Here is a 24,402-nt window from a genome sequence, read left to right as displayed (position 1 = left end):
GTAGTCTAGGAAACCACTGTTCCGGAGGTTGGAGAGACAAAGCCGTAATTGCCGGCAGGCATAAAGCCGCCGCCACGTCGCCATGTGCGATGAGTCGAAATATCCAGAGTGATATTCATCGTTTCTCCACCTCCTAAAATCTATTTGAAGCCAGTCGCGATCAGACGCGAGGCTTTGCTGATAAGTTTTATCGATCCGCAAGTCTCATTGAGACTTCCCAATCACAATATTCAGCTTACATGGATTACACCCGGTCCGCCACTAATTAAGTCAAAAAGTTTAAGAACTTTTTTTGAGGTGCAAAAATGCCTGGCACCGCGTGAACTGGGTCCCGAAAGTTGGACTAGCTAAATAATAGGCCTGCTTCAGGCTGCAAGGGTATGGCACCGATATTCCATCGGTGTCATACCCTTCAGTCGTTCCTGACGTCGATTCGTGTTGTACCAATCGATGTACGCCTCAATCGTCGCCTTGAGATCCTCGAAATCTGCGAAATGCTCTCCATGGAACATCTCTGACTTGAGATGGCCAAAGAAATTCTCCATGACCGCATTGTCATAGCAATTTCCCTTGCGGGACATGGACTGCACCGCACCATGCCCCTCCAGCAGGGCCTTCCAAGACTGATGCTGATACTGGAACCCTTGATCCGTATGAACCAACAGCTTCTTTTCGAAATCCCTCGCCCCTAAAGCCTGAGCCAAGCTCTGACTGGTGAACATCGTGGTCGGTGACGAAGCAATCGTGTAGCTCAAGATGCTGTGGTCAAACAGATCCATGATGGGAGACAAATACAGTTTCCTCTGATCAACCCTGAACTCGGTCACGTCACTGACGTAAACAGTGTCCGGTGTATCCACGTCGAAATGCCGTTGCAACAGATTCTCAGCGATCTTGCTCTGCTCACCCTGATAGGAGTTGTAACCGCGCTTCGGACGTGCTTTGGACTGGAACCCCAGGATCCGCATGAGCTTGCGGACCAGCTTCATACCAACATTCCAGCCTTCAGCGCGAAGGTCCATATGAACCCTTCGGTATCCGTAGCGCCGCTTGCTATTCTCAAACGACGTGGTGATGGCGGCTTTGAGGTCCGCATGCGGATCTGTCTGATCCATCAACTTCAGATGGTAGTAATAGGTTGACCTGGCCAGGCCTGCTACGGCTAGCAGGTCTGCGAGGTCGTGCTCACACTTGAGGGTGACAACCGCATGGGTTTTCAGCGATGCCCCTGATCCCTCAAGTCTCGGAGTTTTTCCAGGTAAGCCACCTGGGCTAGCAGTCGTTTGTTTTCCTGGCGGAGTTTTTCTTCTTCGCTCAACGGTGGTTTAGGTGCGGTGCCTTTGGGGCGGCCTTTGGGCTTGGGCCTCAGTGCTTCGTCGCCGCCATTTCGCCATAACCGCGCCCAAGCGTCAACATGATTTCTGGAGCTGAGCTGGAACTCTGCGGCAAGTTGCATGGCAGTTTCACCTGCAAGGAACCGGTCAACGATTTCCTTCTTGGTCTCGAAGGAATACTGCGTTTTTGTTGGTTTCTCCATGAGGCATAGCCTGCCATGCAATCGCCACCGATTGTAGAGGAACTTGACCGAATCCACCCCAACTTTGATCATCGATGCCGCTGCCCAATACCCAATGCCTTGCTCGAATAGTTCCACGAGTTGCTCGCGTTGGTACTCGGATAGTGTGCTTCGTGCGTGCATGAAAATGCTCCCCGAAAGTTGTTGACTTTTACAGTCCAACTTTCGGGGAGCAGTTCACGCGGCGCCAGGCATTGTTGCTGAACTCTCCACAGGCCAGCAATTACTCTTCGGTGATAGCTTTCTGGGCTTCGGGCTGCTTTTCCCACCAAGCACGAAGCTGCTCTACAGCCGCCTCTTCGCCCAGCGGGCCCTCGTCCAAACGCAGCTCAAGCATGAACTTGTAGGCGCGGCCCACCACGGGGCCCGGATTGATTCCCAGAATTGACATAATCTGCTGGCCATCCAGATCCGGGCGGATGGATTTGAGTTCTTCCTGCTCCGTGATCTGGGCGATGCGCTCCTCGAGATCATCGTAGGCAAAGGCAAGGCGGTCGGCCTTCTTGCGGTTGCGCGTGGTGACATCCGAACGGGTCAAGCGATGAAGGTGCTCGAGCAGCTCTCCGGCATCGGTGACGTATCGGCGCACGGCCGAATCTGTCCACCCGGCGTCCCCGTAGCCGTAGAAGCGCATATGCAGCTCGACCAGGCGAGCCACCGACTTGGTGGTCTCCTTGTCAAAGCGCAAGGTCCGCATGCGCGCCTTGACCAATTTTGAGCCGACCATGTCGTGGTGGCGGAAGGACACCGCGCCGCTGGGTTCGAACTTGCGGGTGGCAGGCTTGCCGATGTCGTGCATCAGGGCGGCAAAGCGCAGCACAAAGTCGGGTCCCGGAACCGGACCATCTTGATCGGTTTCCAATGCGATGGCCTGCTCGAGCACGGTGAGCGAATGCTGGTACACATCCTTGTGCCGATGATGCTCGTCAATTTCCAGGCGCAGTGCGGAAACTTCCGGCAGCACCTTGTCGGCCAGCCCGGTGTCGACCAGCAGGTTGATGCCGGCTCGAGGATCTGCGCCGTTGATCAGCTTGACCAGCTCATCACGCACGCGCTCCGCGGAAATAATGTCGATGCGATCGGTCATTTCGCTCATGGCCTTGCGCACGTCTGCGCTCACTTCGATTTTCAGCTGCGAAGCAAAACGGGCAGCGCGCATCATGCGCAATGGATCATCCGAGAAGGAAATGTCCGGAGCCCCCGGGGTGCGAATCGATTGGTCCTTCAAGGAAGAGACGCCATCAAAGGGGTCAACGAGCTCAAGGTCCGGCAGCCGAAGGGCCATGGAGTTCATGGTGAAGTCGCGGCGGAACAGATCGTCGTGCAAGTTATCGCCGAAGGCGACAATCGGCTTTCGCGATTCCTTGTCATAGGCATCAGCGCGATAGGTAGTGACTTCTAAGGTATGCTCGCCCTTTTTCAGCGCGATGGTTCCGAACTCTCGTCCCACATCCCAGATATTGTCGGCCCATCCGGAAATCACATTGATGGTTTCCTCGGGGCGCGCGCTCGTGGTGAAGTCCAGATCCGGAGAAACTCGGCCCAAGTAGAGATCTCGAACCGGTCCGCCCACCAGGGACAACTCATGGCCTGCCGTGACGAAGCGGTCGGTCAAGTCGAAAATGACCGAAGGCAGGATTTGACGCAACGCGTCAGGTGAGGGAAGTGCATGCATAGTTACTTAAGCGTGCCAGAAATCTGGGCGAAATGCTTGAAAATGCACTGAATTCGCTTGCGAGATAACTTACTTGTCCACGTCGATAAAGCGAAGGTGGCCACTTTCTCGATAGAGTGGATTCATGAACCGACCGATCCCGTCTGCCCCAAAGCGCACTCCATTGACTGCGTCAATGGCTCGCGCACAGGCAACGGGCGGTCACACGAGCTTGCCAACAGTGGAAGAAGTCTCTTCCGGCGGCATTGTCATCGACTTCAACGCCCCGCAGCTTCCGGTTGCAATTATCGCCCGGTACAACCGCGGCGGTCGCCTGGAATGGTGCCTGCCCAAGGGGCATCCCGAGGGCGTGGAATCCAACGAGGAAGCGGCGATCCGCGAAATCGAGGAAGAGACCGGCATCGCCGGGAGAATCCTCGCACCATTGGGTTCGGTCGACTACTGGTTCACCGTGACAAACTACCGGGTGCACAAAACCGTGCACCATTTCCTGCTGGAAGCTACCGGCGGGCATCTGACGATCGAGAATGATCCCGACCACGAAGCCGTCGATGTTGCCTGGGTTCCCCTGGATTCCCTCGGCAAGCGCCTGTCCTTCCCTAATGAGCGCCGGATCGCTGATCTGGCACGCGAGGTTCTAACAAAGCATGACTCAGGTTCCTAATTCATCTGCCGGCGCCGATCAGCAGCCTATGACCGGAGCCATGGACCTCGTCGCCGAACCTCCTGTGGAGCTGCATCACCAGCAAGGCAGGTCGCGCTCCAAGGTCTATGCCCTGATGGCCTCGGGCACCATGGTTTCGCGCCTGCTCGGTTTTGCCCGGACAGCGTTGCTAGCCATGGCCATCGGTTCGGTCACCTCGGTGGCCGACATCTTTGAAAAAGCCAACGTCATCCCGACGATCATCTACATGCTGCTGGCCGGTGGCGTGTTCAACGTCGTGCTGATTCCCCAGCTGATCAAGGCCTCCAAGGCCAAAGACCGAGGCGCGGCATACACCTCCAAGCTGATTTCACTGACCGTGGTGGTGATGGGCGCCTTGACCCTGCTGCTCACCCTCGGCGCCAGGCCGCTAATCACCGCGCTGACCAACAACTGGTCCGAACCGATGATCGTGCTCGGCACCGCCTTCGCGTACTGGTCGCTGCCGCAGATCTTCTTCTACGGGCTCTACGCAGTCCTTGGCCAAGTGCTCAACGCCAACGGCCGATTTGCCGCCTTCATGTGGGCGCCGGCCATCAACAACATCATCCAGCTCCTGGTCATCGGCGCTTTCATCCTCACCTTTGGCGCCTACACCTCGGGCGATCCGATGCAGAACTGGAGCTATCTGAAGACCGTGTGGCTCGCTGGCGGGGCGACCCTGGGCATCGTCATGCAGTCCCTGGTGCTGTTCTGGCCGCTGAAGAAGAGCGGGCTGAAGCTCACCCTCGACTTCGGCTGGCGTGGCATGGGCCTGCGCCACGTGGGCAAGCTGGCGGTCTGGACGCTGGCCGCCATGGTCATCGGCAACCTCTCCTCGCTGCTGTACTCCAAGATCGTCTCCGGGGCGACCGCAGCGCGTGCCCAATTGCCGGCCGAGCAGGCGGCCTCGGTCGCTGGCGAGTATGCGCTGAACACATCCCAGCTGATCACCGTCTTGCCGCATTCCCTCTTCGCCCTGACCGTGGCCACGGTGCTGTTCAACGACTTCGCCCGGGCCTTCACCGAGAAGCGCGTCTCCGATGTCGGCCAGCTGCTCAACCGCGGCATGCGCTCCACGGCCATCCCGATTGTCTTCTGCACCATCGTGTTCATTGTGCTCGCCGGCCCATTGGGGCGCCTCTTTGCCGGCTCCTCGGAAAACGCCGCCCAAGCCGCCGGTGCCCTGGGCCAGCTTTTGCTCCTGACCTCGCTGGGCCTGCCGTTCAAATCCCTGCAGTTCTTCATGCTGCGCGTGTTCTATGCCGAAGAAGATACCCGCACTCCAATGCTGATCCAGACCGCCACCGCGGCTCTCGGCCTGCTTCTTGCCTTCTCCGCCGCCGCACTGGTCGATCCGATGCATATTGCCGCGGCCATCGCTTTCATCTACGGCCTGACCAATGTGCTCGGCTGTATCGGCACCCATTATCTGGTCAAGCGCCGCTACGGCAGCTACGGTGTCACCTCGGTGATCGATACCTACGTCCGCGTGGGCTGGATGGCGACCATCGCTGGTGCGGTGGGTTCCCTGGTGCTGTGGCTGCTGGGCGGATTCAGCTTCGGTTTCGCCTACAGCTCGCTGATTAACGCCATTATTTCGATTGTTCTGGTCGCCGGAACCATGGGCGTGGTCTACATCGGATTGCTGCACAAGACCAAGGTCCCAGAGCTCCAAGGCTTCCTCGGCCCGATCCTTCGCAGAATCCCCGGATTCAAGAGCTGAGAAACCTCTGAAACTTGCTAGTGATTCTGGGCAAATTGGCACCATTTAGGTTGCGCCGACAGGTAACATGACTGGTGGTGGTCTCTGTACTACCACCGAAGAACAATCAACCCTTGGAGATGCACGTGTCGCAGCCAATCGATGTCGGCTCTGTCCTCAGCGGCCGTTACCAGGTCACTGAGACTGTCCTTTCATCAGCTGAAGGTGATTTGGTACTCGGCGGCATTGACCAGGTCCTGAACAGATCCGTCAGCATCATGGTGGCTTCGACCGATAACTCCTCGCAGCTTGCGGCCAGTGCCCGCGAAATCGCCATGGGCGAGCGCGCCTCCAACGTCCAGGTCCTGGACCTTGGCATCACCGATGCCAACCAGACCTACCTCGTCGCCAACGTGGCACGATCCTCGGATCTGCTGGACCTGGTGCTGGAATCCGATGAGGCGCCCTATGTGGAGCCGTTCTTCACCGATACCCTCGGCACCGAGATCTTTGGCGAGTCCCGCCAGTCCGTGCCTGAAACCTATGAGGACGACAGCCAGTACTACGAGCAGTTGCAGTACGACGACGAGCAGCCAGAGCATCAGCGCAAGCTCGGCACTGCCTTCTCCAGCGGCTTCGCTGGCCTGAAGCACCGCTTCGGCAAGAAGAACCAAGAGGAGCCCGCAGAGGAGCAGTTTGACCAGACTGCCCCGAACGAACAGGTAGCTGCCACCACCGCCACCCCGGTCACTCCCACCGAGCAGCCGGCTACCGAAGGACAGCCAGCGGTCACCCGTTTGGACGACGAAGCCGACGAGCCAAATGTCACCGCCACTGCGGCACTTGCCGCCGCTGCCCAGTCCAAGGGAGATGCGCCGGCCGCAGCCCGCCCTGAACAGCCTCAGGCCGAATCCGCCGAGAAGAAGCCAGAACAGGATCCGGCCGACGAAGAGCAGAAGCCGGCCAAGAAGAAGGGTGGCGCAGCCATTGCCGGTGCGGCAGTAGCTGGCGTAGCGGCAGGAGCAGCAGCCAAGGCATCGACCTTCCCGGCAGCAGCCAAGAATGTACCTGCCCAGAGTGCAGCGGCTCCCGTCACCGATGAGGAAGAAGAGGAAAGCAGCTCGAAGGGCACCCGCCTGCTGGTTGGCGCGGTTCTGCTGATCGTCTTGATCCTTGCCGTAGTCTTCGCTTTCAACTTCCTCGGTGGAGACAAGAACACCACCGCGGACGAGCCGAGCGAAACGACGGAAGCCTCTCAGCCCTCGGAGACCGACAAGGCCGAGGAATCCACCGAGCCGACCCTGCCCAAGCCTGAAATTGCGGACGTTTCACGTCTGGTTCCCGGCAATCAGCAGTTGAATGCGGAAACCGATGGCACCCTGTCAAACATGATCGATGGCAACGCCTCCAGCTCGTACAACACCTACACGTACACCACCAGCAACTTCGGTGGCTTCGCATCGAACATGGTCTTCATCCTCGAGCTTGAAGACGAGGCTGCGATCTCCGAGGTGAACTTGGACGGCCTGAATGCCACCGGTGGCGACTATGAGATCCTGGTCGGCGATTCCGACGATCTGGGAGATGCCAAGTCCGTAGCCAAGGGCTCGTTCTCCGGCCCATCGGTTTCCGTAACCGTGAAGGACGGCGACAAGGACTCCATGGAAGGCTCCTACGTCTTCCTGAACGTCACCGACCTGCCACGCAAGGCTTCGGGCGGCAACGAGTCCCGTCCATACGGCCTGCAAATCGGCGAGTTCTCCGCCAAGTAACAGAAGCGGAATTTTTTAGCAAAGCCATACGTTGAGGTGGATAGTGAGGTAAAGCCTCGCTATCCACCTCGCACTATTAGGACGAAAGGGTTCTACCCCCGTGACATCAGCACAGAACGACGAAATCCGCGACGTAATCATCGTCGGCTCCGGCCCGTCGGGTTATACCGCTGCGATTTACACCGCGCGTGCGAACCTGAAACCACTGGTCATCGCCGGATCAGTCACCGCCGGCGGCGAACTGATGAACACCACGGACGTGGAAAACTTCCCAGGCTTCCCCGAGGGAATCATGGGCCCGGACCTGATGGACAACATGCAGAAGCAGGCCGAGCGCTTTGGCGCCGAGATCCTCTTCGACGATGTCACCGCGATGGACCTTGCAGGCGAGATCAAGACCCTGTCCCTGGCCGACGGCACCACCTACCAGGCCCGCACCGTGATCATCTCCACCGGCTCCGCCTACCGCGAACTGGGCCTGGACGACGAGAAGCGCCTCTCCGGCCACGGTGTCTCCTGGTGCGCTACCTGCGACGGCTTCTTCTTCCGCGAGCAGAACATCGCCGTGATCGGCGGCGGCGACTCAGCCATGGAAGAAGCCCTGTTCCTGACCAAGTTCGCTGCCAAGGTCACCGTGGTGCACCGCCGCAGCGAGCTGCGCGCATCGAAGATCATGGCTGAGCGCGCCCTGGCGCACGAGAAAATCGACTTCGTGTGGGATTCGGAGGTAGTTGGCATCAACGGCGAAGACAAGGTTCAAAGCATCGAGCTGAACAACCTCGTCAACGGCGCCAAGAGCACCCTGGATGTCACCGGCATCTTCGTTGCCATTGGCAACGACCCACGTGTTGATCTGGTCAAGGATCAGCTCGAGCTGACTTCCGAGGGCACCATTGCCGTCGAAGGACGCACCTCGAAGACTTCGCTGCCAGGTGTATTTGCTGCCGGCGATGTTATCGATTCCACCTACCGCCAGGCAATTACCGCAGCTGCTTCCGGCTGCGCGGCTGCACAGGACGTGGAGCACTACTTGGCTAACGTCAACGAGACTGTAGCTACCGTCTAATTAGTTTTCCCAGAAAGGGGTTCTCTCTTATGAGCAACGCAAAATCAGTAACTGAAGCAACCTTCCAGAGCGAAGTTCTGGATGCCGAAAAGCCAGTCATCGTCGATTTCTGGGCAGAGTGGTGCGGACCTTGCCGCCAGTTGGGTCCAGTTCTGGATCAGATCGCTGAAGAGCACGCTGCCAAGGTAGACGTCGTCAAGGTCAATGTTGATGAGAACCAGGGCATCGCCGCTAAGTACGGTATCACCAGCATCCCAGCTGTTTACGTCTTCAAGGGTGGCGAGCACGTTGCTACCTCGATCGGTGCCAAGCCTAAGGCTGTCATCGAGAAGGACTTCGCAGACTACCTGTAAGTCCTACACAAGACCTGTGATGGGGACCGGCCGTCGGCCGGTCCCTTTTTCTGTGTCTGGAGGTTTCCTCATACCTTAGCTGGGGTCAGGCTTGATCTGACTGCAGTTCTGAGCCTGATCTGACGAATATTTGATGATATGAAAATTGATTCTGTTGTTTTTCATGATTCCTACAATATTTTCCTGCCACTGGCCGGCTCTAAAGCGATTTTCCTTCCTGCGCCTGACAGGTTGGTCTCCTCTCCCACGAAAGTCATTTTTGATTCTGTTCGGCACACGACATGACCAGCAGCGGACACCTTCTAAGCCCTTTGCCGGAGAGTTTGGAACTTCAAGTATGTGCAAACATCAAAACTTGGATCCACCGAGGGAGAGAACACCGCCTGAGAAATGTTCTCATCTACACTTTTTGTCCTCCAGAGTTCAAAGGTCGCCAAGGGACTTTCCAATCTTCGAGCACGCCATTTCTCGTGCGAGTCAACAAGTTAACACTGTCGGTTGAATACTGATCGCTGAGGAGAGCCGAAAAGTGAACTCTCCAGGATAGGAAGCCGATCCGTTGCGAAGATCGATCCCTGCGACGCAAGCTCGTAGTGGAGGGGTATCCCAATGCATGTATCGCAAGCGGCCTCGGCCTCTACACACAATAGTCACCAAGCCCGCAGTCTTGGCCAGACTCGCCAGTTGCAACCGAAAACCGATCAAGACTACGTTCGACGTGTACACGCCACGAGTGCGGGAGCTGCAAAAAATGCATCATTTTCTCCAGCGACGACGATCGCTGAAAAGATCCGCTTGATCGGGCCGGAGCAATATTTTCGGGAGCAGGCATCCACGTCCTGCCTGAGCAGCGGACTGCCGAACTGAACCGCCAGATAATCCCCAGACGCGATCCTTATGGCCTAATGCTTCGCATCTGGAACCCTCGCCACTACGTGAATCTTGTTTCATACCAGTCGAATTCAGATAACGGGCCTGACGCCGGCAGGGACATCTGCCAAGCCAAGGACCCGGAGCAGTTCAGGTGTCCCCTGGGCTCCCGTTTGGAACGGTAGCCTCGCCACGAGCGCGCCTGTCCTAGGGCATCTAGGATCGATGCAACGGGCACTACGAAACCTCACTCATGCCACGATCCTGCTTCACCACGCTTGGTGGCTTCAACGAACAGTTCTGTAGTTGGAAGGCAACGACCAACGTCCGTACCGTGCGTTTTTGCCGGCCATCCCATTGGATCTGATTGGCGCTGATCATGTCGCCGTCGCCGCTATCCGGCATGAGCACGCAACGCTGACCTTGACGAGCGATGTATCTGCCTCGAGGTGTGGCACCGTGTTCATCGATCCCCGTGATCCTGCCGCATTGATTGACGGGATGCTTCACCTTGGCCAAGCCATGGCCGTGCGCGGTGGTTTCTGCCGGTGGCAGTGAAGCTAGGACGGGACTAGACCGCCAAGTCCAGTTCATTTATCGACCGCCGTTGCTGTTCAGGTCCAAGCTGCCTTCTCCGCAACGTTCAGATCGCGCTTTGCCCCATGCCTATTGCGAACTCGGAAACGAGATAACTGCTTCGTGGCGCATTTTGGCGTTCTCGCTATCGCTTCTTCAAAGGCTGCTGTTCTAAAGTCCGATGTATCAAAGTTTCAGTTTCTGCCGCTCCCCCTGCCCCACGTTTGGTACCCGCGGCATTCTCCAGTAGCCAACCTGGACCGAGAGATGGAACCGACCTAACCACAGTCCTGGTTCAGTTCAGCGACTCCAGTCCCGAAATCGGTCATCCCCTTGATCACTGCGTCTTCAACGCTGCCTTTCGATTTCGTCCTGTCTGCCGAAGCGGGATCGCTTACAGGTTTGAGTCGTCTGGGAACCTCTTCAAGTCATTCTGATCCGCTCATCAATACCAACTCATCGATGGTGGACTGGCCGGATGGTGTCGACCAGAATCTTTGCTAAACCTGGTTCTCGACAAGGCTAGTAAACCTGTACGGTTTCGATTTCCTGGTGCCACATCATTGGGTTATGTCGCAATGGTCGATGGCTGCAGGTCCGCACCGATCGATGTTCGCGAGTGATCTAAAGCTTGCCCAGAGGGACAAACGCAATGATCGGCTCCTCCCCCCTGCGGGAATCGTTCTCCCGAGTACGCAAGGTACCCAATCTAGCTCTACACGGACCTTGTCCGGATTGCTGCAAGATCGCCTGCGCTCATCCGTGACCAAAACCCTCCAAGGTCTTCCAGCTGCATCAGCTAGCGGGGTTTCTGGATTAGCAGCTCTGGTACAGGCAGCGCAGGCAGCTCTTGCAGATGCACGCTGGACCTGAGGCCGGTTCATATCCTGCTCACGCCATCGTTAATCCTCCTGTTAGCTGCACACGTTGCCACATGGTCGGCGCACCGACGTGTACGGGTGCTAGGAGGCCCTGTAGCCTTCTCTGCGTCCCTAAAGGGACTCGGTGGGCGCTCTGGGTGGATCATTTACGCTACACAGTCCCTGAGGTTTCGCAGTAGCCCGAGATCGATTCTCACCCCACTCCCCGCCCCTGCTCGGAGGAGGCCTTCGGAAGTCGCTAGTGAGCACCTTTTGTCCTGGTGCCGCTCTTGTGGGATTTGTTTTCGCTTAGTAGGGCACCTGTCAGGTTCATGGAAGCAGAATCAAATACACGCAGCCCTAGGAAATCGAAGCCAAATTCTTGAAATGTTATTGGGAACAGCTAGGGGCCAATGAGGAAAGCATGAGCGGGTTAGCTTCGTCTAAAAGTCCTGGTTATCCTTCATCGTTGGTTCCAGCGCAGGCATCAGCCACTTCGCGGAGATTTCCACCAGCGCCTGAAGTACCAGAATCCATTGGCATCTAAATGATGCAATTCCGAAGCGCCTTCATCCCTGCATGCAGTCAGCGGGGTGCTCGGACCTGCTGCATTCGAAGTCCTGTCCTGCCAGATTCTAAATTGAGACTAGACCCAGTTGATATGGTGCACCACCTATCATCAGCGATATCTGATCATCATCGAACATCACGACTGAACGAGATCTTTCGTTACTTATCTATCGATGCTCATCTAGCACGCCGAGTCCGCCATGTTTCACGTGAAACGATGACCTACTGACGATTGAACTTTAATGACATCGACCAGGAGGATTGATGTTTCACGTGAAACGGGAACACCTCCAGATCTCCAAAGAGAACCCTTCGAGTTCCCGTCGGTTCATCAAACGTTGTTCTGCCTACATTGAACTCAACTATGAATTCTCGTCACGGGGCTTCCAAAATACCTTGTACTGATTTCATCCGTCGTCCAGGACTTATCAGATAGATGGCAAAAAACTACGAATCCGCGATTGCCATCTATCGAGGGATCGTCAACCTTAAAAAACAGTTTGCAAGGGGTCTTCAAGTCTAACCACTCGCAGGACCCCTTCCTGCCACTCCCCCGGCTTTAGGTCAGGTTCGCAATACACTGGCTACGAATGCCATCGACAACCGGCACTCGGCATTGGGTATCTATATAACTCTCGAACGTGAATCCTTTCCTCGGCCCTGGCCCTGTGTCTAATTGCCATAGCGAAAAGGATCTGCAGGAAACCAACTTCTACGTACCTCGCCTCAGGGAAAACCAGCGTCTTTCCAAAGACAGAATACAAGATGAATTAGACCGGCTCCTCCCGCCTGCTAATCAGAAGGACCCGCCAAGCATCGCAATGTTCTGACAACGTTGAACCGAAGGTGCATCCCCTCAGAAGACGTGACATCGATAGGAGGAGGATATTCTAAAGAAGGTGCGCCGTCTACTTCACGACATCGATATTGCTGGTCTTCCTCGGGCAAACAATCAACAGAGCAATCCGGCTGGATGACCCAGAGTGATCACGGGCCGAAATACGATCTGGTCTACAGCATTCGCTCTAGCATTGGCGTCGTTGCTCTGGTGACAGTCTTTACAACTGCAAGCAACGCCGCGCGAAGATTTACTCATCGTTCGACCCTGACGCATTCATTACTTACGTCATCGAGGTAAGTCATCCCAAAGCAGGTGCCTGACAATACTCTTTCTCGGTGCGAACTACGCGTGCGATCCCTCTCCGGGTGATGGCGCCAGGCTGGCATACTCTAGAATTTTTCAGCGACACTTACTCTCGGACTCGCCTGGAAACCTGGAAGCTCAACGGAGTAGTGGTTGGCAGGAGTTACCTAGACAGTTTCTTGTTTCACGTGAAACACCGGAATGCAGGCATGGCTATATGCACTCGCTTCAAATGGGCTTTGCGCCCGCAGCCACCGGGAGATGGTGGGGCCTGACCGCAACCGAGGCACAGCATTATCCTAATGATTCAATTCCAGGATGAGGGGCAATGCCGCTTTTGAACTTTTCTGTTCTCCTCTCGCAAACCACATCTCCACTTTGAAACGCGTTTGGGACGAGAGTTCTACTGCGCCGGGGAATATCAAATCAGGAAACTAGATTGGCTGAGCTCGACGACCCTCCCCCGGTGTCAGTCCGATTCATGGAGGTCTGGCTTGAAGAACAATCATCGGCATAAAGTTTCACGTGAAACATCCCCAAACGCAGAGAGGGCTCATGTTTCACGTGAAACATGAGCCCTGTCTGAAGAAATTACTGCTTCATGTTCGGATCAATGACTTGCATAATACGGTTCAAGTCGTCGACCGACGCGAACTCAATACTGACCTTGCCCTTACGGCTACCTAGCTGAATCTTTACATTGGTATCCAGACGATCCGCCAAAGACGTGGCAAGGAAATCGAGCCGTTCGTTTCGCTGCGTCTCCCTTGCCTTCTTGGCTGGCTTCTTGGGCATATCGTCGCTCAAGGCTACAGCCTCTTCCGTCGCGCGCACCGAGAGGCCTTCATTGATGATGCGTTGCGCCAGCTGCTCGATGGCTTCGTTATTCGACAGACCCAGCAGAGCGCGTGCGTGTCCCGCAGAGAGTACTCCGGCGGCCACTCGGCGCTGTACCAACGGTGGAAGCTTCATAAGACGGATCGTATTGGAGATCTGTGACCTTGATCGGCCAATGCGATCTGAAAGTACCTCTTGAGTACAGTTAAATTCCTCCAGAAGCTGCTGATAAGCCGCAGCTTCTTCGAGTGGATTCAGCTGCGATCGGTGGAGATTTTCAAGTAATGCGTCACGCAGAAGGTCGGTGTCCTGCGTATCACGGATGATCGCAGGGATCGTTTCTAGACCCGCTGCCTGGGTGGCACGCCAACGACGTTCACCCATTACGAGTTCGTATGGTTCATCATCAGACTCGCGTGATGGGCGAACTACGATGGGCTGAAGCAGTCCAATTTCTCGAATGGAATGGATGAGCTCATCCATGTGCTCCTGATCGAAATTGGTGCGGGGCTGCTTACGGTTGGGGTGGATCAGTTTTACATCAAGTTCAGCAAACTGTGCACCAGGCACTTCTACCAAACCTGATGAGTTTTCGATCGGGGATGTCGGCACGACGTCTTTTGCCGCTGACTCCGTGCTTGCCTTGACTGGTTCTGTCGCTTTCGCTAAAGACTCTTCGGTTGAGTTCGCCTTCGATGCAAGGGTCGTGTTCAAGCCGGGCATGGTAGCGCGAGGGCGCTTCGCTGATTTAGTGGCCGCAGTGGCAGGCTTTGGCGTTGAAGACTTGCGTCCAGGTTCGAAGAACATGTCAACAGGGCGTGATGCCTTGGCTTTACCAGGAGCCGCCTTAACCTCGGGCTTGGTTGTTTCACGTGAAACATCGTTGGCCTCTTCGACAGACTCCGACACCGGCGAACTCGAGATGAGTGCTCCCAGTCCCCTGCCCAATCCACGCTTCTTCTCTGCCATGATTATTGCACGCCCTTTCGTCCGAACATTCAGCCCGAGACTAGTCTACTGTTTTTAGACATTGAACCGGGGATGCTTACAGAGAATTGGTGCAGGTGTTGCTCACCGTACTGAACTACCGAGTATTCTCCGGAAAAACAAATATTTTCATCTGAAAATACTAGCTAATTTGCGGAGATTAGATGCGCCAGCCTAGGCGCCTCGTTCAGCCATCTCATAGGCAGCTTCAGAGTACGACAGGGCGCCGGTTGAGTTTGGATCGTAGGTGATCACAGTTTGCTGGTAGCTTGGAGCTTCAGAGATTCGTACCGACCGGGGAATGACAGCATCAAGTACTTGTTCCGGGAAGTGCTCTCGCACTTCGTTGGCAACCTGAGCTGCCAGCTTGGTACGTCCGTCGTACATCGTCAGCAAGATGGTGGAAACAGTGAGCTTGGAATTCAGATGCTTCTGAATCATCTCGATGTTCTTCAGCAGCTGGCTCAAACCTTCAAGCGCATAGTACTCGCACTGTATAGGGATCAGGACCTCACGGGCAGCCACAAAGGCGTTGACGGTAAGAAGTCCCAGGCTTGGCGGGCAGTCGATGAAGACATAGTCAAGACGCGGCAGTCCCTCGCGCTGGCGAGTACGCGCGTAATCGTCTAGAGCGCGCTGCAAGCGCTGTTCACGCGCAACCAGGGAAACGAGCTCGATCTCCGCGCCTGCCAGGTGAATGGTTGCAGGAGCAACCTGTAATGATGGCAGGTCCGGGCACGTGGCCACAACCTCAGACAACGGAAGATCGTTGATTAGTACGTCATAGATGCTATCCACTTCGGAATGATGATCAATTCCCAAAGCGGTCGATGCGTTTCCCTGCGGATCAATGTCGATCACCAAAACGTTCAAGCCGCCCTTGGCCAATGCGGCAGCCAGGTTAACTGTGGTGGTGGTTTTACCGACGCCACCCTTTTGGTTCGAGATTGTGAAATAACGGGTTTTCTCGGGAGCTGGCACCGTTCGGGCCTCCAAAGCTTCGCGACGACGATGTTCGCTAGCTATCTGCGTAGCCAATGGCGAGGAAGAGTCACTGAAGTCAAAAGCACTATCCGACGAGCTCTTAGTCTTGGACACAGGTAAAACTCCTCCTCGTGAATTGGTGAAGCCTATGTTGATGGCTACACCGACAATGTTTCACGTGAAACATTCAAAACAAGTTATTGAGATTGCTAAATAATTTCATTCGGCAGAACTCTGCAAAATGAAGTCACCGCACACCCATAACTAGTTAACAGACTATCGCGTTGGGCTAGCCAACCTTAATGCGAACCACCGTAGTCGGCTCTGCAAGCAAATCTTCACCAATGGTCAAGACTTCAGTTTCTTTGCCGCCAAGCTTACGGATGGCCTTCGAGGCCTTATCAATCTCTTCGGCAGCCGACCGGCCCTTGATAGCAATGAGTTCCCCCTGACCGTGCAGCAACGGGATAGTCAGGCCGGCCAAGTTCGCCAGCGCGGACACCGCTCGTGCGGTGACGTAGCGTGCGTTAACCACATCTACCATTTGTTCGGCTCGGCCGCGCATGACGGTCACGTTATCAAGGCCAAGGTCCTCGATTACTTCGGACAGCCAGATGCAGCGACGTTCCAGAGGCTCAATCAAAGTGAGCTTCAAGTCAGGGCGCGCGATGGCGAGGCATAGGCCTGGAAGGCCTGCTCCGGAGCCTACGTCAGCTACCTCGACATCGTGCTCCATCACGGATTCAATCACTGCACAGTTGAGCACATGGCGCGACCACAAGCGTGGAACCTCACGGGGCCCAAGCAGTCCGCGCTCGATGCCTGAGGTAGCCAGATGCTGAACGTAGCGCTTGGCTAGATCCAGGCGGTCCCCGAAGATCTTTTCGGCGGCCAGGGTCTCTTCTGCAGTAAGGCTGAGATCCTCAGTCATGGTCTTGGTCCTTTAGGTCGATCATCACGCTGGTGCGTATTCTTGCTTAACTGTCCAATACCGAAACAACGATATGGCGTCGAGTTGATTCGCCTTCGGACTCCGAATGCAATCCTGCCTCGGCAATCACGTCGTGCACAAGCTTGCGCTCGTATGCGCTCATTGGCTCCAAATGAACCTTTTCACCGGTATCACGGGCATTGGCAATAGCGTCCTCGGCCAGCTTCTTGAGCTGCTCTGCACGGTCTGCACGGTAGCCCGCAATGTCCAGGATCAGGCGTGAACGCTCACCAGTAGCAGTGAGAACTGCTAGCCGGGTCAGTTCCTGGAGAGCGTCAAGGGTCTCTCCGTTTTCGCCCACCAAGCTGTCCAAGGACGTGTCGTCGTCCTCGGTCACGATGGAAATGTAGGTACGTCCACCGCGGATTTCGATGTCGATGTCTCCATCGAGATCGGCTATATCAAGAAGTTCCTCGAGGTAGTCGGCAGCGACTTCGCCCTCGTCCAGAACCTCCTGCTCGTTATCGATCGGGGCTTCAAGTTCTGGTGCGTCGATATTCTCAGTTGCAGTCATCGCTACTTCTTCTTCCGGCGGTTATTACGCTTTGGCTGTTCACGCTGGCCCTTGGCAGCCTGCTGGGCGGCCTCTTCGGCAGCAGCGGCTGCATCTTCCTTCTTCACGCCTACCGGTGGCAGACCCTTTTCGGCACGGCGGGCGTTCAGCTCGCGCTCGGCCTGCGAGCCTGGAGTAGGGTTGTTGCGGATGACCCAGAACTGCTGGCACAGGGTCCACAGGTTGGTTGCGGTCCAGTAAATCAGAACACCAATTGGGAAGTTGATACCACCGATACCGAAGACCAGCGGCAGGATGTACAGCATCATCTTCTGCTGCTGCATGAACGGCCCCTCGAGGGCCTCCTTGCTCATGTTCTTGGTCATCAGCTGGCGCTGGGTGAAGAACTGGGAAGCGATCATCGCAAGGATCATGATCACGGCCACGATTACTACGGCCCAGTTGATGTTTCCGGAGTTGATGGTGCCCAGGAACGTCTCGGACAGCGGAGCGCCGAGGATCTGTGCGCTGTCAAAGCTGCGGATGTTCTCAACGGACAACGCGCCAACTGATTGGTGGTTCTCGCTGGCATGGGAGGCGTTATTCAGTACGCGGAACAGCGCAAAGAAGAACGGCATCTGAATCAACAGCGGAAGGCACGACGACAGCGGGTTGGTCTTATGCTTCTTGAACAGCGCCTGCTGTTCCTGAACCATAGCCTGGCGCGACATCTGGTCGGTCTTGCCCTTGTACTTAGCCTGCAACTTGCGCAGATCAGGCTGAAGGGCCTGCATGGCGCGCTGCGACTTGATCTGCTTGACGAAGACTGGAATCAGCAAGGTACGGATCAGCAACACAAGGAAGATGATCGACAGGGTCCAGGTTACGCCTGACCCTTCATCCATCCCAATCCGGGTGAACAGTTCGTGGAATGCCCACAAAACCCACGACACCGCATATGTAAACGGAGTCAATATCGTGTCTAGGAAGTTGTTCATCAGTGGTCGAGCTCCTTGCGGCCGCTATCCGCGGCGTCTTCATCGTCGGGAATCACAGGATGATTCAGAACTATGATCCTCGGCAGTTTGCCTTCTGGCCAAATCCTTGGTCCCTCGGGAACATGATCGACGCCTCCGTGTGACCACGGATTGCACCGAAGGATACGCCAAGTGGTCAGTCCGGCACCTTTGATAACGCCGTGCTGAGTCACTGCTTCGAGCCCATAGGCAGAACAGCTAGGAAAGTATCGGCATACATCGCCATATAGTGGCGAGATGATTTTTCGGTAGATCTTGAGCATCCCGATGACGACGTTGCGTGGAATATCGATGATGAACCACAGCACACCGGACCGGGGAGCAGAATCCTTACGCATCAGCGATCCTCGAGCTTCCGCAACGCAGCTGAAAAAGATGCGTTTATTTGGGAACGAAGTTCTTCCCACGAAAGTTCCGCAGCGCCAGGAAGGGCCCTCACGACAATGTCAATATCGCCATCTGCGCGCCGAAGCTCGTGGGCAATTTCCCGCATCCGTCGTTTAGCGAGGTTCCTTTTAACGGCAATACCTACAGCCTTGGAAACTATGAATCCAAACCGGTCCCCGGCAAACTCTTCGGTTTGACGACGGCGTGCATATAGCACGACGTTCCGGCGTCCGCTTCGGACGCCGGAACGTACTGTGGCTGTAAGATCCTGCGCTAGGCGCAGTCGCTGATTCTTTGGCAACATGTTTTTTGGACCAGCTCTTTAGTTGAGCTCGTTGAAATCATGAAGCCAACAGCTGATTAGCAAATTTATGCTGAGAGTTCGGTGCGGCCCTTGCCACGACGTGCCGAAAGGATGGCACGACCTGCACGGGTACGCATACGAAGACGGAAACCGTGCTTCTTCGAACGACGACGGTTGTTAGGCTGAAAAGTCCGCTTGCTCACGGTGACACTCCAAGACGATCTAGATGATGCGTTCTTCCCGTTGACCAGCTAACTCGATAACAACAGGTTGACGCTCGTAATTTTTTATATAATGTGCGTTATTTGCGGGCTCTTCGAAAATGAGCAAGTCGCAAAATGAAGCACACAGGACTGAACAACAATAGAAAAATGCGCGCCATAGGTCAAATTGGCGCGGAACTACCACCAACAAGCCGGATCAGAAACGATGGCCTGTGAATAATCTACCCCAAAGTTGTGGATTACTTCTGTGGAGAAGGAAAGAAAATTCACATGTTTACATGAAAGTGCTAGTCATCTCGAAGCTTAAAACGCACATTTTCAAGGGAAAACCCGTTTTCCACACCTTTGGGGTCAACTTTTTCCACCTGGCTGTGCATAACTGTGTGGATGGTGGATAGAATCAATGGAGACGTCGTCCAAAAAACGTCGTTTTCGAGCCTTGGAAACAGGATTCGTGTGACTAACATTGCATTTTTGACGAGAGTGGGGCGCCCTTAGTGAGCAGCGACGAGACCAATAGCATTGGTAGCTCCTGGCGCCAGGTAATTCGAAAGATCGAAGACGATGATCGAGTCAAGGCGCGCTACCGTGCCTTTGTATCGTTGGCGAAGCCCCAAGGTCTGATTGGCACGACTCTGCTCGTGGCTGTTCCCAATGACCTGACCCGCGACATTTTGCAGACCCAGCTGCGCGAACCGCTGGATGAAGCGCTACGCGAAGTATTCCAGGACGACATTCGTTGTGCCGTCAGTGTTGATCTGTCGCTGTCGGATGAGATGGATGAAGAAGTCCCTGAAGCCAGTGCGCCGGCACCAGTTGCTCCGGCGGTGACCGAACCTCCGGGCCCGCGACCGCAGCCGGCACCGCAGCCGACTCCCCCATCGAACTCTCAAGAGTTCGGACGCCTGAATCCGAAGTACATTTTTGATACCTTCGTGATTGGCTCCTCGAACCGCTTCGCGCATGCCGCGGCAGTTGCTGTTGCCGAAGCACCGGCCAAGGCCTACAACCCGCTGTTTATCTACGGCGACTCCGGGTTGGGCAAGACTCACCTGCTCCACGCCATTGGCCATTACGCACGGCACCTCTACAAGGGCATCCGCGTTCGCTACGTCAATTCAGAAGAGTTCACCAACGACTTCATCAACTCCATTCGTGATGATGAGGGTGCAAGCTTCAAGCAGACTTATCGCAACGTCGACATCTTGCTCATTGACGATATTCAGTTCCTGGCCAACAAGGACGCTACCCAGGAAGAGTTCTTCCATACCTTCAACGCGCTGCATAACCACAACAAGCAGGTTGTGATCACCTCTGATCTGCCGCCAAAGCAGCTGCAGGGCTTTGAGGACCGCATGCGTTCTCGTTTCGAGTGGGGTTTGCTCACTGATATTCAGCCACCAGAGCTCGAGACGCGTATTGCGATTCTGCGCAAGAAGGCCGATGCAGAAAATCTCTCGGCCCCAGGTGACGTGATGGAGTACATCGCTTCGCGCATCTCCACGAACATCCGCGAGCTTGAAGGTGCCTTGATTCGAGTCACCGCATTCGCTTCGTTGAATAATCAGTCTGTTGACCTTGCCCTGGCCGAAACCGTGCTCAAGGACTTGATCAGTGAAGACGGAGCCCAGGAAATCACCCCGTCGACGATTATCAAGCAAACAGCCGAGTACTTTGGGCTGTCCATTGATGAGCTGAACAGCAAGTCTCGAACTCGTACTTTGGTTACTGCTCGTCAGATCGCCATGTATCTGCTGCGTGAGCTTACCGACATGTCTTTGCCAAAGATCGGTGCCGAGCTTGGCGGGCGTGACCACACGACCGTGATTCACGCAGATCGCAAGATCCGAGAGCTTATGGCGGAGCGCCGAGCCATCTTTAACCAAGTCACCGAGCTAACGAACCGCATCAAGCAGAGCCAGCGGGAACACTGAATAACAAGAAACCACAGGTGTGGATAAATCTGTGGACGATCTGGTGACTACCTGCGGATAAAGGTGGCTACCCATGTGGACGTTAAAAATCGTGGAACTGAGTTTCAACAGGACCTTGGAACTCAGTGTCAGCTTCAACCACAGATTGTTCACATGCACAATCGCCGTCAGATCTGGGGATTCAAGGCTTATCCACAGTATCAACAGGGGTTATTAACACTCCTCCTTTAAACACTTATTCATCCAAATAACGAGTCCACTCCTGACTCGCGAACCAAACCTGTTCAAAATGTGCCTTCGCAGCTCTCTCATCAACAGATGAAATTGAGGGCTGCCTTTGCATCTGCAGGACGTGGCAAGATTAGATGGAGAAAACGTGCAACTACCTGCTCTATGCTTAAGAACTTGGCGAGGGAACAACCTTCTTGGCCTGACTTAAGACTCAAGGGTGTCCGAAAGGCGGATTTTTCGTGAAGTTCAGCGTTGAAAAGGATGTATTGGCAGAAGCCGTATCCTGGACCGCACGGTCCCTGGCACAACGCCCACCCTCACCAGTACTGGCTGGCATTTTGATCACCACCCACGAAGGCCTAGTTCGCCTCGAGGGTTTTGATTATGAGATTTCTTCGCATATCGAGATTCCTGCAGATATCTCTGAGCAAGGCTCGATCCTGGTCTCAGGCAAGCTCCTGGCTGAGATCACCCGCTCATTGCCAAATTCCACGGTGACCTTGGAAACCGAGGGTTCAAAGATTTCATTGACCTGTGGCCGCTCGCGCTTCCACCTGGCCACCATGCCAGTTGATGAATACCCAACGTTGCCGGATCTTCCAGCAATTGCTGGCACCATTGATGGCCAGGCTTTCTCTGCTGCTGTTGCCCAGGTCATCGTTGCAGCTTCCAAGGATGACACTCTTCCAGTGCTTACCGGCATCAAGGTTGAGATTGAAAATGATCTGATCACTTTCCTGGCTACTGACCGTTACCGCTTGGCGCTGCGTGAACTGAACTGGACTCCAAATACGTCGGAGATCTCCACCTCGTTCTTGATCAAGGCCAAGACTCTGAGCGAAGTTGCCAAGACCCTCTCGGGCGCTGGCGAACTGAAGCTGGCCATTAGCGAAAAGGGCGACATGGTTGGCTTCGAAAGCTCCAACCGCCGCACCACGTCGTTGCTGATCAATGGCGAATACCCGAAGATTCGCTCGCTGTTCCCAAGCGACACCCCAATCCATGCAACGGTTCGCACCAGCGAGCTCATGGAAGCAGTACGCCGTGTATCAGTTGTTGCCGAACGCAATACACCGGTACGCATGGCATTCACCGATGGCCAGCTGACCTTGGACGCCGGGACCGGCGAGGATGCCCAGGCTGAAGAAGCCATTGTTGCTTCCTTGCGCGGCGAGGACATTGTGGTTGCTTTCAACCCGACCTTCCTTTCTGAAGGCTTGAACTCGTTCACCACTGACTTCGTGCGCTTCTCCTTCACCAGCGCGCCAAAGCCAGCCATGCTCACGGGTCAGAAAAAGCTGGATGAAGCCGATCAGGATCAGTACCGCTACCTCGTGATGCCGGTACGCTTGCCAAACTCGAACTAGCCCAATTGCGTGGTGCATGATTTTTTTTCATCCACCACCTCGTTTCTGTCAGGACCTCGGTGTATATATCGCAGCTTTCACTCACGAGTTTTCGCTCGTATGCGCAGGCCGACGTGCACCTGGCTCCTGGCATCAACGTGCTCATTGGCCCCAACGGTGTTGGCAAAACCAACATCGTTGAATCCATCGGCTACCTGGCTAACTTGGCTTCCCACCGAGTCAGCAACGATGCTCCCCTGCTGAATTTTGGTGCGGAACGGGCGCTCATCCGAGGCACCGTGCATCGCGGAAGCCAAACCACAACGCTGGAAGTCGAGATCACGAGCGGCAAGCTCAACCGGGCCAGGATCAACCGCGCCAATCCCGTGCGGGCACGCGAGATTCTCGGCTTGGTCAGAACCGTTTTATTTGCCCCGGAGGACTTGTCGCTGGTCAAAGGCGACCCTTCGCATCGGCGCAAGTTCCTGGACGAACTTCTTGTTGCATTGCATCCAGTAGAAGCCGGAACCAAAAGCGACTACGAACGCATCGTGAAGCAGCGCAACGCGCTGCTGAAGTCGATTCGAGGAAAATCCAAGCTCAGTTCATCGCAGGAAAACACGCTGAAGGCCTGGGACTTGCAGCTGGCCACCTGCGGTGCGCGGTTTATTCGTGGACGTCTCGATGTTCTTGTGCTGATTAGGCCATATATGCAGGCGGCGTATGCCGACCTTGCCGATGGCGCCAAAGACGCAAGGGCAATCTACCGATCGTCCTTGGAGAGCGAAAGCGATGAGACCAGCGTTCTCGCCGCTTCGCTCGAGGATCTGAATCAGGAAGAAATTCAAGAGCTCCTGCTCAATGCCATTGAGGCAAACCGCAGCCGCGAACTTGACCGGGGCATCTCGCTGTTTGGCCCGCATCGTGATGATCTTGCCTTGATTCTCGGCCCGACTCCGGCCAAAGGCTATGCATCCCATGGCGAAACCTGGTCCTTTGCCCTGGCCCTACGACTCGCTGCCTATCGCGTTTTCGGCGACGATGATCCACGCCCAGGTTCTGGTCCGATCTTGATCCTGGACGACGTTTTTGCCGAGCTCGACACCACTCGCCGCGACCGGCTGGCGCATATCGTTGCCGGAGCCGAGCAGGTCCTGGTCACCGCCGCAGTTGCCGAAGATGTTCCCGAAGCATTGAAGGGACATTTCTTCCAGGTATCCCCTGGCCAGGTCGTCGATGCGTGAACCCGAAGAACGAGACGAACATCGTTTTGATCCGGAAATCGACGCCGCCACGGCATTGCTGAACCGGATGCGCAAGCTCGCCGAAGAACGCGGCGAGCGACGCGTTGACGCGGCGCGAATGGAAAAGGTCCGCAAACGCCAAGCTGCCCGTCGCGGATTCGCTGCGGAAAAACCGGAATCTTCCGAGGGCGCAATTCGCGACCCGCGCGCTATTGGCGAAGTCGTTTCGCGCTTGTCCAAATCCCGCGGCTGGAATACACAGGTCGCTGTTGGGTCGGTGCTTGGCCGATGGGCTGACATCATCGGCGAAGACAACGCGAAGCACTGCAAACCGGAGTCTTTTGAAGATACGGTAGTGGTGATGCGCTGCGATACAACCGCACGGGCTGCGCAAATGCGCCTACTCAGCCACGATATTCTGAAGAAATTCGATGCAGAATTGGGCCCCGGGATCGTCACCGTGCTCAAGGTGCTCGGTCCGAATGCGCCTTCCTGGCGCCATGGGATGCGTTCGGTGGCCGGCCGCGGCCCTCGAGACACCTATGGGTGAAAAT

At 55.6% G+C, this 24,402-nt stretch carries 21 protein-coding genes; 10 read left to right on the top strand and 11 right to left on the bottom strand.

Translation table 11 applies throughout. The features are described 5' to 3' along the window. Positions 1-365: 365 nt before the first annotated feature. From AC6CHO_RS06410 to AC6CHO_RS06400, 3 genes are all read right to left on the bottom strand, one after another. Complete coding sequence (locus AC6CHO_RS06410; protein ID WP_498214447.1) at positions 366-1,220, bottom strand: IS3 family transposase; 855 nt, start codon at positions 1,218-1,220, stop codon at positions 366-368. Next, positions 1,217-1,654 (bottom strand): helix-turn-helix domain-containing protein, encoded by a 438-nt coding sequence (locus AC6CHO_RS06405; protein WP_498214204.1) that lies wholly within the window; start codon positions 1,652-1,654, stop codon positions 1,217-1,219. The genes AC6CHO_RS06410 and AC6CHO_RS06405 overlap by 4 nt, the downstream gene beginning before the upstream one ends. Positions 1,655-1,799: 145 nt before the next feature. After that, positions 1,800-3,251, bottom strand: coding sequence for a CCA tRNA nucleotidyltransferase (locus AC6CHO_RS06400; protein ID WP_498214203.1), 1,452 nt, complete (start codon positions 3,249-3,251; stop codon positions 1,800-1,802). Positions 3,252-3,375: 124 nt separating this feature from the next. Here AC6CHO_RS06400 and AC6CHO_RS06395 point away from each other — a divergent pair, with 124 nt between their 5' ends. The 6 genes from AC6CHO_RS06395 (at position 3,376) to AC6CHO_RS06370 (ending at position 10,257) form a co-directional block, all read left to right on the top strand. Beyond that, positions 3,376-3,915 (top strand): NUDIX domain-containing protein, encoded by a 540-nt coding sequence (locus AC6CHO_RS06395; RefSeq protein ID WP_022874507.1) that lies wholly within the window; start codon positions 3,376-3,378, stop codon positions 3,913-3,915. Beyond that, positions 3,899-5,659, top strand: coding sequence for a murein biosynthesis integral membrane protein MurJ (murJ, locus tag AC6CHO_RS06390; protein WP_498214202.1), 1,761 nt, complete (start codon positions 3,899-3,901; stop codon positions 5,657-5,659). The genes AC6CHO_RS06395 and murJ overlap by 17 nt, the downstream gene beginning before the upstream one ends. Positions 5,660-5,784: 125 nt before the next feature. Next, positions 5,785-7,410 (top strand): hypothetical protein, encoded by a 1,626-nt coding sequence (locus tag AC6CHO_RS06385; protein WP_498214201.1) that lies wholly within the window; start codon positions 5,785-5,787, stop codon positions 7,408-7,410. A 100-nt stretch (positions 7,411-7,510) separates the two neighbouring features. After that, the gene (gene trxB, locus AC6CHO_RS06380; protein ID WP_146277170.1) at positions 7,511-8,476 is read left to right on the top strand and encodes a thioredoxin-disulfide reductase; all 966 of its coding nucleotides are present in this window, start codon (positions 7,511-7,513) and stop codon (positions 8,474-8,476) included. A 29-nt stretch (positions 8,477-8,505) separates the two neighbouring features. Then, positions 8,506-8,829: a thioredoxin gene (gene trxA / locus AC6CHO_RS06375; protein ID WP_498214200.1), complete on the top strand. Its 324-nt coding sequence runs from the start codon at positions 8,506-8,508 to the stop codon at positions 8,827-8,829. A gap of 1,176 nt (positions 8,830-10,005) precedes the next feature. Then, the gene (locus AC6CHO_RS06370; protein ID WP_498214199.1) at positions 10,006-10,257 is read left to right on the top strand and encodes a hypothetical protein; all 252 of its coding nucleotides are present in this window, start codon (positions 10,006-10,008) and stop codon (positions 10,255-10,257) included. Positions 10,258-13,440: 3,183 nt separating this feature from the next. Here the strand turns inward: AC6CHO_RS06370 and AC6CHO_RS06365 are convergent. The 8 genes from AC6CHO_RS06365 to rpmH all read right to left on the bottom strand — a co-directional run bounded on the left by AC6CHO_RS06365 (position 13,441) and on the right by rpmH (position 19,072). After that, complete coding sequence (locus AC6CHO_RS06365; protein WP_498214198.1) at positions 13,441-14,655, bottom strand: ParB/RepB/Spo0J family partition protein; 1,215 nt, start codon at positions 14,653-14,655, stop codon at positions 13,441-13,443. Between the two features lie 192 nt (positions 14,656-14,847). Then, on the bottom strand, positions 14,848-15,771 hold the full coding sequence (locus AC6CHO_RS06360; protein WP_498214197.1) for a ParA family protein: 924 nt from the start codon (positions 15,769-15,771) through the stop codon (positions 14,848-14,850). Between the two features lie 175 nt (positions 15,772-15,946). Then, positions 15,947-16,588, bottom strand: a complete 642-nt coding sequence (gene rsmG, locus AC6CHO_RS06355; RefSeq protein WP_498214196.1) for a 16S rRNA (guanine(527)-N(7))-methyltransferase RsmG — start codon at positions 16,586-16,588, stop codon at positions 15,947-15,949. Positions 16,589-16,634: 46 nt separating this feature from the next. Beyond that, positions 16,635-17,162, bottom strand: coding sequence for a Jag family protein (locus tag AC6CHO_RS06350; RefSeq protein WP_146277176.1), 528 nt, complete (start codon positions 17,160-17,162; stop codon positions 16,635-16,637). Positions 17,163-17,164: 2 nt separating this feature from the next. After that, positions 17,165-18,139: a membrane protein insertase YidC gene (yidC, locus tag AC6CHO_RS06345; RefSeq protein WP_498214195.1), complete on the bottom strand. Its 975-nt coding sequence runs from the start codon at positions 18,137-18,139 to the stop codon at positions 17,165-17,167. Beyond that, entirely contained in the window at positions 18,139-18,516 is a 378-nt protein-coding gene (gene yidD, locus AC6CHO_RS06340) for a membrane protein insertion efficiency factor YidD (protein WP_498214194.1), read from the bottom strand. The genes yidC and yidD overlap by 1 nt, the downstream gene beginning before the upstream one ends. Next, positions 18,516-18,869 (bottom strand): ribonuclease P protein component, encoded by a 354-nt coding sequence (rnpA, locus tag AC6CHO_RS06335; RefSeq protein WP_498214193.1) that lies wholly within the window; start codon positions 18,867-18,869, stop codon positions 18,516-18,518. Before rnpA ends, yidD begins: the two co-directional genes overlap by 1 nt. A gap of 65 nt (positions 18,870-18,934) precedes the next feature. Further along, positions 18,935-19,072: a 50S ribosomal protein L34 gene (rpmH, locus tag AC6CHO_RS06330; protein ID WP_075972541.1), complete on the bottom strand. Its 138-nt coding sequence runs from the start codon at positions 19,070-19,072 to the stop codon at positions 18,935-18,937. Positions 19,073-19,590: 518 nt separating this feature from the next. Here rpmH and dnaA point away from each other — a divergent pair. The 4 genes from dnaA (at position 19,591) to AC6CHO_RS06310 (ending at position 24,398) form a co-directional block, all read left to right on the top strand. Then, positions 19,591-21,027: a chromosomal replication initiator protein DnaA gene (dnaA, locus tag AC6CHO_RS06325; protein WP_498214192.1), complete on the top strand. Its 1,437-nt coding sequence runs from the start codon at positions 19,591-19,593 to the stop codon at positions 21,025-21,027. Between the two features lie 470 nt (positions 21,028-21,497). Next, positions 21,498-22,625 carry a DNA polymerase III subunit beta gene (gene dnaN / locus AC6CHO_RS06320; protein ID WP_060700134.1) on the top strand — a complete coding sequence of 376 codons (1,128 nt, stop codon included), beginning with the start codon at positions 21,498-21,500 and terminating at the stop codon, positions 22,623-22,625. A gap of 59 nt (positions 22,626-22,684) precedes the next feature. Beyond that, entirely contained in the window at positions 22,685-23,848 is a 1,164-nt protein-coding gene (gene recF, locus AC6CHO_RS06315) for a DNA replication/repair protein RecF (RefSeq protein WP_498214191.1), read from the top strand. Beyond that, entirely contained in the window at positions 23,841-24,398 is a 558-nt protein-coding gene (locus tag AC6CHO_RS06310; RefSeq protein WP_060700136.1) for a DciA family protein, read from the top strand. Before recF ends, AC6CHO_RS06310 begins: the two co-directional genes overlap by 8 nt. Positions 24,399-24,402: the final 4 nt, after the last annotated feature.

The sequence above is a fragment of the Glutamicibacter sp. GQ173 genome (assembly GCF_059759215.1).
Note: the sequence above shows the minus strand (reverse complement) of the source record. Positions and strands in the feature narration are given on the sequence as shown.